Source organism: Pseudomonas sp. MF6776, from assembly GCF_016613125.1.
Lineage (GTDB): Bacteria > Pseudomonadota > Gammaproteobacteria > Pseudomonadales > Pseudomonadaceae > Aquipseudomonas > Aquipseudomonas iridis.
Map to the genome: position 1 here is coordinate 58,511 of NZ_JAENSQ010000023.1, position 12,232 is coordinate 70,742.

Here is a 12,232-nt window from a genome sequence, read left to right on the forward strand (position 1 = left end):
CTTTGAGGACTACAACAATGATTATTTACGGTGTGGCGTTTCTCGCCTTTTGTACGCTGGTGGGTATCTGGGTCGGTGAACTGCTCGGCAAGCTGATCGGCGTGCCGGCCAACGTCGGCGGCGTCGGCATTGCGATGCTGCTGTTGATCGGCCTGGGCAGTTATCTGAACAAAACCGGCTGGCTCAAGGGCAAGACTGAACAGGGAGTCGAGTTCTGGAGTGCGATCTACATTCCGATCGTGGTCGCCATGGCGGCGCAGCAAAACGTTTACGGCGCACTGAAGGGCGGGCCGATGGCAATTCTGGCGGGGACGCTGGCTGTGGTGATTGCGTTTGCCATGGTGCCGGTGCTGGTACGCCTTGGTAACAAGGAGTCGACCGCCGTCATTCCACCCAAGACTGTGGGGTGATCGCCATGTACGAATCATTGATGAAAGTCATCACCGGTTACGGCCTGATCAGCGGCTTCCTGATTGTCGGCCTGACCATGTGGGTGTCCTACTGGATGTCCAACACCTTCACCAAGGGCCGGTTGCACGGTTCGGCGATTGCCATTCTGCTCGGGCTGGTGTTGTCCTACGTTGGCGGTGCGCTGACCGGTGGGCAGAAAGGCGTGGTGGATATTCCACTGTTGTCCGGTATCGGTTTGCTGGGCGGAGCGATGCTGCGCGATTTCGCCATCGTTGCCACGGCGTTCGGCGTGAGTGTTGAAGAGCTCAAGCGGGCCGGGTTTGTCGGTGTACTGGCGCTGTTTGTCGGGGTGGGCACGTCGTTTGTCGCCGGTGTAGGTGTGGCGATGGCATTCGGTTATACCGATGCTGTGAGCCTGACCACCATCGGCGCGGGGGCGGTGACTTACATTGTCGGCCCGGTGACCGGTGCGGCGATTGGTGCCAGTTCTGAAGTCATGGCGCTGTCGATTGCTGCGGGGTTGATCAAGGCCATTCTGGTGATGGTGATGACACCGTTCGTAGCGCCGATGATCGGCTTGAACAACCCGCGCAGTGCGGTGATCTTCGGCGGGTTGATGGGCACTTCCAGTGGCGTGGCTGGCGGGCTGGCGGCGACGGATCCGAAACTGGTGCCTTACGGTTGCCTGACGGCGGCGTTCTATACCGCGCTTGGGTGTTTGCTTGGGCCTTCGGTATTGTTTTTGGTGATGCGGGGGTTGGTGGGTTAACGGCCGCCTGAAAAGCAAACCCTAACCCTCCCGAAACGTCGGACCGCCCGGAGGGAGAGGGGACAACCGAGGTGGATGTTGGAGGTGCATCGACCTGAAATTTCTGTGTCGAACTCCGGTTCTGAAAAAAGCCCCCGATCTGCTCCCTTTCCCCCTCGCCCCTTGGGGGAGAGGGCTGGGGTGAGGGGGTAGCTCTTGATCTTGATCTGCTTCCAATCACACCGCCGTCTGGCGATTCGCATACATCCGACACTCCGCCAACAACGCGAGCAAATTCGGATCGCGCTCCTTGGCCTTCAAAAACACCACGCCGATGTGCTGCTGCAACCGATACTTTTCCTGCAACGGAATCAGCTTGACCCGGTTCTCGTACACCGCCGCAATCCGCCCCGGCAGCAACGCATAACCTACCCCGGAACTGACCATGCTCAGCAGCGTGAAGATGTCATTCACCTGCATCGCCACCTTCGGCTCGAACCCCGCCTGCCTGAACACCCGATTGCCGTCCTGATGCGTGGCAAAGCCCTGGGTCAAGGTGATGAAGGTTTCATCGCGTACGTCCGCCAGATCAACTTCACTGCGCTGGGCAAATCTTGAATCGGCAGGGGTGGCGAGGAAAATGTCATCGGAGAACAGCGCAATCTGCTCGCAATCCGGGTCGTTGATGCTGTCGTCCAGCGACACCAGAATCGCGTCGACTTCCATGTTTTTCAGCTTGTAGAGCAGGTCGATGTTCGAGCCAAGAATCAGGTCGATGTTGAGTTCGCTGCGGCGGATCTTCAGGCCCATGATCAGTTGCGGCACGGTTTTCACGGTCAGTGAATACAGCGAACCGAGCTTGAAGCGTTCGGCGGAGAATCCTGCGGCCTCGCGGGTCAGGCGTACGCTTTCGACCACGTCCTGGATCAGCTTCTGCGCGTGTTCCTCCAGTACATAGGCGCTTTCCAGCGGCGTCAGGTTGCGGCCTTCGTGTTTGAACAGCGGGCAGCGCAGGGCGTTTTCCAGCGAGTGAATCGCGCGGTGCACGCTGACGTTGCTGGTTTGCAACTCGGCAGCGGCACGGGCGAGATTGCCGGTGCGCATGAAAGCGAGGAACACCTCGAGTTTTTTCAGGGTCAACTCTTCGTCGATCAACATGGCGCGGACTCTTTTTGGTATCGGCCGATTGTGCACGGTAAACGCGGCCCTTTGTAGGAGCTGCCGCAGGCTGCGATCTTTTGCCTTTGAAGATCAAAAGATCGCAGCCTGCGGCAGCTCCTACGCGGATTCATGTTGAACGGAAACATTGCGCTTTTACGCTCAAGGCCCGAGCCTTGCGCACTGCGGTAATGAATTTTGAGGTGAGCAATAGATGTATCACGGAGAACGATTGAACGCCTGGACGCATCTGGTCGGGGCAGTGGCGGCTTTTATCGGTGGTGTGTGGATGCTGGTCATCGCCTGCCTCGATGGCAGTCCATGGAAGATCGTCAGTGTGGCGATTTACGCGTTTACCCTGCTGGTGTTGTACAGCGCATCGACCGTGTACCACAGCGTGCGCGGGCGCAAGAAAGAGATCATGAAGAAGGTCGATCACTTCTCGATCTATCTGCTGATCGCCGGCAGCTACACGCCGTTTTGCCTGGTGACCTTGCGCGGGGTGTGGGGCTGGACGCTGTTCGGGATTGTCTGGGGGCTGGCGCTGATCGGCATTCTGCAAGAGATCAAACCCCGTTCCGAGGCGCGGATTCTGTCCATCGTGATCTATGCGGTGATGGGCTGGATCGTGCTGGTGGCAGTCAAGCCGTTACTGGCGGCGTTGGGCGCGACGGGTTTCGCGTGGCTGGCGACGGGCGGGGTTTTGTACACCATGGGGATTATCTTTTTTGCCCTGGATCATCGGCTACGACATGCCCACGGGATCTGGCATTTGTTTGTGATTGCCGGGAGCCTGCTGCACTTTATCGCGATTATGTTTTACGTCTTGTAGACCGAGGCGCGGCTAATCGCTGGCAAGCCAGCTCCCACAGGTGCGTTGTTGGCCACAACATTTGTGAACAACACTGAACCCTGTGGGAGCTGGCTTGCCAGCGATGGGGACCTAGAAATCACCCCACAACTGTTGTGCCACCGCCAAAGCAACCACCGGCGCCGTCTCGGTACGCAACACGCGCGGACCCAGGCGCGCAGCGTGGAAGCCGTTGGTTTTGGCCTGCTCGACCTCGGCCTCGGACAAGCCGCCCTCCGGCCCGATCAGAAACGCCAGTGTCGAAGGTTTGGCATGGCTCACCAGCGGCTCGGCCACCGGGTGCAGCACCAGTTTCAACTCGGCTTCGGTCTGCTTGATCCAGTCCGCCAGCAGTACCGGTGGGTGAATCACCGGGACCCGCGAACGACCACATTGCTCACATGCGCTGATCGCTACCTGACGCCAATGCTGCAGGCGTTTGTCAGCGCGCTCGTCTTTGAGGCGAACTTCACAGCGATCGCTGAAGATCGGCGTGATTTCATTGACGCCCAGTTCGGTGGCTTTCTGGATCGCCCAGTCCATCCGCTCGCCGCGGGACAAGCCCTGGCCGAGATGGATTTGCAGCGGTGATTCGATCTGTCCGGCGAACTGCTCGTCGATCTGCACCACCACGCGTTTCTTGCCGACTTCCAGCAAGGAACCGCGAAACTCATGGCCGGAACCGTCGAACATCTGCACCGCATCGCCCTCGGCCATGCGCAGCACGCGGCTGATGTAATGTGCCTGCGCTTCCGGCAGTTCGTGTTGGCCGGTGCTTAGCGGGGCATCGATAAAGAAGCGGGACAGTCTCATTTCGGGTCTCTGAAAAGATGTGAATCAGTTGAATCGGTGTCGGTTTCATTCGCGAGCAGGCTCGCTCCCACAGGGGAATGCATTCCAGGGTGGGAGCGAGCCTGCTCGCGAAAGCGGCAGTTCAGGCACCACAAATTTTGAATCAACCCGGATCACGGAACCCCGGATGGAAATCCTTCGGCACGGCCACGCTGACGCTGTCACGGGTGGCGATGTCGATGCCTTCGCTGGCGACTTCGGCGAGGAAGTCGATCTGCTCCGGTGTGATCACGTACGGCGGCAGGAAGTACACCACGCTGCCGAGCGGACGCAGCAGCGCGCCACGCTCCAGCGCATGCTGGAACACCTTCAGACCGCGGCGATCCTGCCAAGGGTAGGCCTCTTTGGTGGCTTTATCCTTGACCATCTCGATGGCCAGGACCATGCCGGTCTGACGCACTTCGCTGACGTTCGGGTGATCGACCAGGTGCGCCGTCGCCGACGCCATGCGCTGGGCGAGTGCCTTGTTGTTCTCGATCACGTTGTCCTGCTCGAAGATATCCAGCGTCGCCAGCGCCGCCGCACACGCCAGCGGGTTGCCGGTGTAGCTGTGCGAGTGGAGGAAGGCGCGCAGGGTTGGATAGTCGTCGTAGAACGCGCTGTAGACATCGTCGGTGGTCAGGCACGCGGCCAGCGGCAGGTAGCCGCCGGTCAGGGCCTTGGACAGGCAGAGGAAGTCCGGACGAATGCCGGCCTGCTCGCAGGCGAACATCGTCCCGGTGCGGCCAAAGCCGACGGCGATTTCGTCGAGGATCAGGTGCACGCCGTAACGGTCGCAGGCCTCGCGCAACAGTTTGAGGTACACCGGGTGGTACATGCGCATGCCGCCGGCGCCCTGAATCAGTGGTTCGACGATCACTGCCGCAACGCTGCCATGGTTCTCGGCCAACGTCTGTTCCATTGCGGCGAACATATTGCGCGAGTGCTCTTCCCAGCTCATGCCTTGCGGACGCCCATAGCAATCCGGGCTCGGCACCTTGATGGTGTCCATCAGCAGGGCTTTGTAGGTTTCGGTGAACAGCGGCACGTCGCCGACCGCCATCGCCGCCATGGTTTCGCCGTGGTAGCTGTTGGTCAGGGTAACGAAGCGTTTTTTGGCGGGCATGCCGCGGTTGAGCCAGTAGTGAAAGCTCATTTTCAGCGCGACTTCGATGCAGGACGAACCGTTATCGGCGTAGAACACCCGGTTCAGGCCTTCCGGCGTCATCTTCACCAGACGTTCGGACAGCTCGATCACCGGTTGATGGCTGAAACCAGCGAGAATCACGTGCTCCAGTTGATCGACCTGATCCTTGATGCGCTGGTTGATTCGCGGGTTGGCGTGGCCGAACACGTTGACCCACCACGAGCTGACTGCGTCGAGGTAGCGCTTGCCTTCGAAATCTTCGAGCCAGACGCCTTCGCCGCGCTTGATCGGGATCAGCGGCAGTTGTTCGTGGTCTTTCATCTGGGTGCAGGGATGCCACAACACCGCGAGATCGCGTTGCATCCACTGATTATTAAGGCCCATTTACAGTCTCCTCGAGGCGGCTCGCGACAGGCGCGGGCAAACAATCGCGCAAGCCTATGCAATGCATCGCGCGGGAACAACCCATTGTGTCGATTGAGCTACTTTGTATGAGCCGATAGACGTCGCTGGCGGCGTTTTGATGGCTAACGTATTCTTCGCGGTTCTTTGGGTCGTCTGACCCGCACAACTGCTTTTTTCTGTGTATTTCCGGAGTTCGCTGAATGTCTGTCGGTTGGCTGCGCGCCTGTGCGCTGGTGATGTTGGGGCTGTTCAGCGTTACGGCGCTGGCCAAGGATAAAACTGCAATCGTGATCGGCGGCGGCCTGTCGGGCCTGACAGCCGCTTACGAACTGCAAAACAAAGGCTGGCAGGTCACGCTGCTCGAAGCCAAACCAAGCCTGGGCGGTCGCTCGGGCATGGCCACCAGCGAGTGGATCGGCAATGACAAAACCCAGCCGGTACTGAACAAGTACGTCTCGACGTTCAAGCTCGGCACCACGCCTGCACCGGAATTCGTGCGCACGCCGGGTTATCTGATCGACGGCGAGTATTTTTCCGCTGCCGACCTGGCGACCAAGCAACCAGCCACCGCCGATGCGCTCAAGCGCTACCAGAAAACCCTCGACGATCTGGCGCGCTCGATCGACGATCCACAGAACCCAGCAGCGACCAACACCCTGCACGCACTGGACCAGATCACCGTGTCGAGCTGGCTCGACAAACAGAATCTGCCAGCCACTGCGCGTCAGTTGATCAACCAGGACATCCGCACCCATTACGACGAGCCTTCGCGTCTGTCGCTGCTGTATTTCGCCCAGCAGAACCGCGTGTACCGCGGCGTCTCCGACCGTGACCTGCGCGCCTCGCGCCTGGTCGGCGGCAGCCAGGTGCTGGCGCAAGCGTTCGTCAAACAGATCAAGACCATCAAGACCAACTCGCCCGTGTCGGCCATCAGCCAGGACAAGGACGGCGTGACCGTCAAGGTTGGCAGCGTCGGTTACCAGGCCGATTACGTCGTGCTGGCTGTGCCGCTGCGTGCATTGAACAAGATTCAGCTGACCCCGGCGCTGGATGCCCAGCGTCTGGGGGCCATCAAGGGCACCAACTACGGTTGGCGCGACCAGATCATGCTGAAGTTCAAGACGCCGGTGTGGGAAAGCAAGTCGCGCATGTCCGGCGAGATCTACAGCAACACAGGTCTAGGCATGTTGTGGATCGAGCCCGCGCTGAAGGGCGGCGCCAACGTGGTGATCAACCTGTCTGGCGACAATGCCCGCGTGATGCAGGCATTTGGCGACAAGCAGATGGTCGATCAGGTGCTGATTCGTCTGCACGCGTTTTATCCACAGGCCCGTGGCTCGTTCACCGGTTATGAGATCCGTCGCTACAGCACCGACCCGTCGATGGGCGGTGCGTACCTGGCCTACGGCCCGGGCCAGATCAGCAAGTTCTGGCGCGTCTGGGAGCGTCCGCTGCAGCGCGTAGCGTTTGCCGGCGAACACACCGACACCTTGTACCCGGGCACTCTGGAAGGTGCGCTGCGCACCGGTCAGCGTGCGGCCAGCCAGGTTGAAGATCTGGCGGCTGGCAAATCATTTGAACCGGCCAAAGTGATCCCGGCCGCAGCAGCGGCGGGCGCGGCAGGTGCCGTAGCTGCGAAGAAGGGCAACTTCTTCAGCAACCTGTTCGGTGGTTCGGATGATGAGAAGAAGCCAGAGCCTGTGAAAGCTCCAGAGCCAGCTCCTGTGGCCCCAGCGCCTGCGCCAACTCCGGCACCTGCGCCAGCTCCGGTGGAAGCGCCGAAGCCAGCGGCGCCGGTAAAAGCCGAGCCTGCGAAAAAAGCCGCGGCCAAGCCAGCAGCGAAGAAACCTGCGGCGAAAACCGAAGCGAAAAAGCCAGCGGCGAAACCAGCGGCCAAACCGGCGGTGAAAAAGGCTGAACCGGCGAAGAAGCCAGCAGCCAAGCCTGCGGCAACGACCGAGACCAAGGCGCAGTAAAGCCTTGCGGTTAATGAAGAAGCGCGGCGCTTATGCCGCGCTTTTTTTTGCCTGTCAGATCGCTTTCGCGAGCAGGCTCGCTCCCACATTCGAGCGGGCTCTTCAGCTGGAATACAATTCCCTGTGGGAGCGAGCCTGCTCGCGAAGGTGCCTGTTCAGACATACCCATTCCATTGCCTGGCAACAACATCCCGCCACAATTTCTCCTTTAATCTTTCCTTAACACGCCACTTTCAGACTCTTCATCGTATTTCTCGATATTTCAAAGCGAAATTTTCCGCTTTAATTCGATAGATAACTCGCTAGTCTTGGTTCGCAGTTCTCACAGGATTTGAGCAATGCAGCTACGTAACTCTTCTTCGCGCTATGGTTGGGTCAGCATCTTCATGCACTGGGGTGTGGCGCTGGTGGTCTTCGGACTGTTCGCGCTGGGCCTGTGGATGGTGGGGCTGGATTACTACAGCACCTGGCGCAAAGACGCGCCGGATCTGCACAAGAGCATTGGTCTGGTGCTGCTCGGTGTGATGGTGTTGCGGGTGTTGTGGCGTTTTATCAGCCCACCGCCGCCGACGCTGCAAAGCTACAGTCGCATGACCCGTATCGGCGCTAAATTCGGCCACGGGTTTCTGTATCTCGCGCTGTTCGCTGTGATGCTTGCCGGTTACCTGATTTCCACCGCAGACGGTGTCGGTATTCCGGTGTTTGGCCTGTTTGAAGTTCCTGCACTGGTTTCCGGGCTACCGGATCAGGCAGATACCGCTGGGGTGATTCATCTCTGGCTCGCGTGGGCGGTGGTAATTTTTTCCGGTCTCCATGCGTTGGCAGCATTGAAGCACCACTTTATCGATCGTGATGCGACCCTCACTCGAATGCTCGGTCGCAAAGCCTGAAATTCAACCTCGACTCCAAAGGAAAACAAAGCATGTTGAAAAAGACTCTGGCCGCTCTGGCAATCGGTTCTGCCGTTCTGTCCGCCAACGTAATGGCTGCTGATTACGTCGTTGATAAAGAAGGCCAGCACGCCTTCGTCGACTTCAAGATCAGCCACCTGGGCTACAGCTTCATCACCGGTACTTTCAAGGACATCGACGGCAAGTTCAGCTTCGACGCGGCCAAGCCTGAAGACAGCAAGATCGAGTTCAACGTCAACACCGCCAGCGTGTTCACCAATCACGCCGAACGCGACAAGCACATCGCCAGCGCAGACTTCCTCAATGCCAGCAAGTTTGGCAAAGCGACGTTCGTCTCCACCAGCGTCAAGTCCACCGGTGCGAACACCGCTGACGTGACTGGCGACCTGACCCTTCTGGGCGTCACCAAGCCAGTGGTTGTCAAAGCCACTTTCCTGGGGGAAGGCAAGGATCCATGGGGCGGCTACCGTGCCGGCTTCGAAGGCACCACCAGCATCAAGCGTTCCGATTTCGGCAAGCAGAAAGACCTGGGTCCTAAGTCCGACGCGGTCGAGCTGTACGTTTCGTTTGAAGGCGTGAAAGCGAAGTAATTTTTCGCCAGCCACACAAAAACGCCCCCGGTTGAAAAGCCGGGGGCGTTTTTTATTGCCTGCCACACACACCCATCCCCCTGTGGGAGCGAGCCTGCTCGCGAAGGCGTAGTGTCAGCCAGCATCCATATTGGATGTGCTGACCTCTTCGCGAGCAGGCTCGCTCCCACAGGGGAAGGTGTGTACAGGGTTGGCGTTGCCCATAAAAAATGCCCCGGCTCTTGCGAACCGGGGCATTTTTCATTGCGGCATCAAATCAGCGATTGCGAGTCAGCAAGGCCGGTTTTTCGCCACGTGGGCGGCTTGGCAGTTGATCGAGCTGCTCAGGTGTCGGGAAGCGGTCGGCTTTCGATTCCTTGTGCATGATCTTCGGGCCATTGCTGCGCGGAGCCTGCACGGCTGGCTCGGTACGTGGTTGATCGTCACGGGCCGGACGGCGGTTGCGCGAGGACGAGGAAGAGTCGTCGCGACGACCCGACTGACCGTCACGCGGTGCACCATTGCGTGGACCGCTACGCTTGGCTGGCGGGGTGCCGGTGCTCGAGCCGTTGGTGTTGCGCGGAGCGTTCTGGCGACCCTGCGACTGACCGCCGCGTGGTGCGCCCGAACCTGCGCCTGCGCCCTGGGCCGGTGCGCCTGGACGACGACCGCGACCGCCGGCAGGGGCTGGCTTGGGCACGTAGTCAACGCGGTTACCGAAGTTATCCACGTCGTCGTCGAGGAACTCGTCCGGAGCGCGATCAGCAGCAGCACGTGGCGGCTGGCTCGGACGCTGGTCACGGGCCGGGGTGCCTTCGCGAGGCTTTTGCTGACGGGCAGGACGCTCGCCGCGTTCGCCGGCTGGCTTTTCCTTGCTCTTTTCCTTGCCCTTGTCTTTACGACCACCGCCGCCGCCATTCGGACCGTCGCCACGCGGGCCACGAGGATTGCGCGGGTTGCGCACGTCCGGACGCTCACGCACTTCCGGTTTCTCGGCTTCAATGGTGCTCGAGTCGAAGCCCATCAGGTCGCCGTCGGCGATTTTCTGCTTGGTCATGCGCTCGATGCTTTTCAGCAGTTTTTCTTCGTCCGGCGCGACCAGCGAGATCGCTTCACCCGAACGACCGGCACGGCCAGTACGGCCGATACGGTGCACGTAGTCTTCATCAACGTTCGGCAGTTCGAAGTTGACCACGTGTGGCAACTGGTCGATGTCCAGACCGCGCGCGGCGATGTCGGTGGCAACCAGAATGCGCACTTCGCCAGCCTTGAAATCGGCCAGGGCTTTGGTGCGAGCGTTCTGGCTCTTGTTGCCGTGAATCGCGACAGCCGGCAGACCGTGCTTGTCGAGGTACTCGGCCAGACGGTTGGCGCCGTGCTTGGTACGGGTGAACACCAGCACCTGTTCCCACGCGCCGGCGGTGATCAGGTGCGCCAGCAGCGCACGCTTGTGGCTGGCCGGCAGACGGAATACGCGCTGTTCGATGCGCTCGACCGTGGTGTTCGGCGGCGTGACTTCGATGCGTTCCGGGTTGTGCAGCAGCTTGCCGGCAAGGTCGGTGATGTCTTTGGAGAACGTCGCCGAGAAAAGCAGGTTCTGACGCTTGGACGGCAGGCGTGCGAGGACTTTCTTCACGTCGTGCACGAAGCCCATGTCGAGCATGCGGTCGGCTTCGTCGAGGACGAGGATTTCAACGTGGGACAGATCGACGCTGCCCTGGCCGCACAGGTCGAGCAAACGACCCGGGCACGCCACCAGCACGTCGACACCACGGGCCATGGCCTGAACCTGTGGGTTCGTGCCGACGCCGCCGAAGATGCAGGCGCTGACGAATTTCAGGTCACGGGCGTAGATCTTGAAGCTCTCGTGAACCTGGGCCGCCAGTTCGCGGGTCGGGGTCAGGACCAGTACGCGCGGTTGGCGCGGGCCGTGACGCTGGGATTTGTCCGGGTGACCGTTGGGGAACAACCGCTCCAGGATCGGAAGGGCGAAACCGCCGGTTTTACCAGTACCTGTCTGCGCCGCAACCATCAGGTCGCGACCTTGCAACACGGCGGGAATGGCCCGCTGTTGCACCGGAGTAGGCTCGGTATAGCCCGCATCTTCGATGGCACGGACTAAAGCCTCGGAGAGACCGAGGGAAGCAAAGGACATGAGTAATCCTGTTTTAGTTAGGGCTTGGCCCAATGGGAATCTTGCCTGGCGCGAATCACGTTTAAGAGGACGCAATCCCGTCCGGTCCTGCTGCGGTTCCAAAGACACGTCTGGAGTGCTCGCGCTGGCTGAAAGCTGCGCTGTAGCGGGTCGAGAGGCCTGTTAAGGTTCCGGGCGTCCGGGCGTGAGCCTGGCGGGAACGCCGGAGTATAACAGAGCAATCACTGCGCGCTGCTTTCCTGCTGCTCAACGGTTTTGCTGTCCGCCGCCGCACGACTCAATGGCGCCGTCTGGCCAGGGGCTGCGCCATAGCGTGCGCTCAGCTCGGCGTAGGCCGGTTCGCGCTTGAATCGCTTGAGTTCGGCGCCGAAGCGCTGGACCAGCAAATCCATCCCGGCATTGCGCCGAACTGCAAGAAATTGGCTCTGGCGGCTAATAACCGTAGGATTTTGGCTGATCAGCTCGCGAATATTCAAATCATCGAGCAAATGCTGGCCCACGCGGCGATCAGTGATCAACAAATCGATGCGTCCGCGCACCAGTTTGCCGAAGTTCGCTTCGTGGGTCGGCGCAGGCTCGCGGGTAAACAGGGTCGATTCGCTGAAGTCGGGGCTATACAGATAACCCGGGGAAGTGCCGATGGTCAGGCCTTTGAGCTCGTCGAGCCTGGTGAACGGGTGGGGTCGGTCGTTGGCGTAGAACATCACGAACTCGACATCCGACAGCGGCTCGCTGGGGTAGAGCAGGGTGGCGTCGCGCTCGTCACTGTGAAAAATATCCAGCGCGCCGTCGGCCTGGCCGGTTTCCAGCATCGACAGGCAGCGTTTCCACGGTAGGAACTGCCATTCGACTTCTATGCCCAGGCGCTTGAACACAATGGCGGTGGTTTCGTAGTCCAGTCCGAGCTTTTTACCGTTCTCTTCATAGACGTAAGGCGCCCATGGCTCGGTGACAATACGCAGCTTCTCGCCCCGAGCGGCGAAGCTTAGGCAAGCAAAAACCAGCACGGCGAATAGTTGCGTGATCAAAGGCATGGCTTGAGATTACGACGAGAAACCATAAAGAGCCAGA

Annotated in this window: 11 protein-coding genes; 6 read left to right on the top strand and 5 right to left on the bottom strand. The window is 60.0% G+C overall.

The genetic code is table 11. The features are described 5' to 3' along the window. Window positions 1–17 precede the first annotated feature (17 nt). The gene (gene madL / locus JJD74_RS22450; RefSeq protein ID WP_042561520.1) at window positions 18–410 is read left to right on the top strand and encodes a malonate transporter subunit MadL; all 393 of its coding nucleotides are present in this window, start codon (window positions 18–20) and stop codon (window positions 408–410) included. A gap of 5 nt (window positions 411–415) precedes the next feature. Continuing rightward, window positions 416–1,180, top strand: a complete 765-nt coding sequence (gene madM, locus JJD74_RS22455; RefSeq protein WP_042562233.1) for a malonate transporter subunit MadM — start codon at window positions 416–418, stop codon at window positions 1,178–1,180. Between the two features lie 216 nt (window positions 1,181–1,396). Here madM and JJD74_RS22460 read toward each other — a convergent pair whose 3' ends face one another. Then, window positions 1,397–2,317: a LysR family transcriptional regulator gene (locus JJD74_RS22460; RefSeq protein WP_200616855.1), complete on the bottom strand. Its 921-nt coding sequence runs from the start codon at window positions 2,315–2,317 to the stop codon at window positions 1,397–1,399. A 214-nt stretch (window positions 2,318–2,531) separates the two neighbouring features. Between JJD74_RS22460 and trhA the strand changes: the two genes are divergently transcribed. Then, entirely contained in the window at window positions 2,532–3,149 is a 618-nt protein-coding gene (gene trhA / locus JJD74_RS22465) for a PAQR family membrane homeostasis protein TrhA (protein ID WP_200616856.1), read from the top strand. A 111-nt stretch (window positions 3,150–3,260) separates the two neighbouring features. Here trhA and JJD74_RS22470 read toward each other — a convergent pair whose 3' ends face one another. Next, entirely contained in the window at window positions 3,261–3,980 is a 720-nt protein-coding gene (locus JJD74_RS22470; RefSeq protein WP_047303909.1) for a 16S rRNA (uracil(1498)-N(3))-methyltransferase, read from the bottom strand. A 142-nt stretch (window positions 3,981–4,122) separates the two neighbouring features. Further along, entirely contained in the window at window positions 4,123–5,529 is a 1,407-nt protein-coding gene (locus JJD74_RS22475; RefSeq protein ID WP_200616857.1) for an adenosylmethionine--8-amino-7-oxononanoate transaminase, read from the bottom strand. 221 nt (window positions 5,530–5,750) lie between these two features. Here JJD74_RS22475 and JJD74_RS22480 point away from each other — a divergent pair, with 221 nt between their 5' ends. From JJD74_RS22480 to JJD74_RS22490, 3 genes are all read left to right on the top strand, one after another. Beyond that, window positions 5,751–7,526: a flavin monoamine oxidase family protein gene (locus tag JJD74_RS22480; protein WP_200616858.1), complete on the top strand. Its 1,776-nt coding sequence runs from the start codon at window positions 5,751–5,753 to the stop codon at window positions 7,524–7,526. Window positions 7,527–7,864: 338 nt separating this feature from the next. Continuing rightward, entirely contained in the window at window positions 7,865–8,416 is a 552-nt protein-coding gene (locus JJD74_RS22485; protein ID WP_042561514.1) for a cytochrome b, read from the top strand. Window positions 8,417–8,448: 32 nt separating this feature from the next. Continuing rightward, complete coding sequence (locus JJD74_RS22490; RefSeq protein WP_042561513.1) at window positions 8,449–9,027, top strand: YceI family protein; 579 nt, start codon at window positions 8,449–8,451, stop codon at window positions 9,025–9,027. Window positions 9,028–9,283: 256 nt separating this feature from the next. Here the strand turns inward: JJD74_RS22490 and JJD74_RS22495 are convergent, their stop codons facing one another. Beyond that, entirely contained in the window at window positions 9,284–11,161 is a 1,878-nt protein-coding gene (locus tag JJD74_RS22495) for a DEAD/DEAH box helicase (RefSeq protein ID WP_047303902.1), read from the bottom strand. 221 nt (window positions 11,162–11,382) lie between these two features. Further along, a complete protein-coding gene (locus JJD74_RS22500) occupies window positions 11,383–12,195 on the bottom strand; it encodes a substrate-binding periplasmic protein (protein ID WP_115147127.1) in 813 nt (270 codons plus the stop codon). Between the last annotated feature and the right edge of the window lie 37 nt (window positions 12,196–12,232).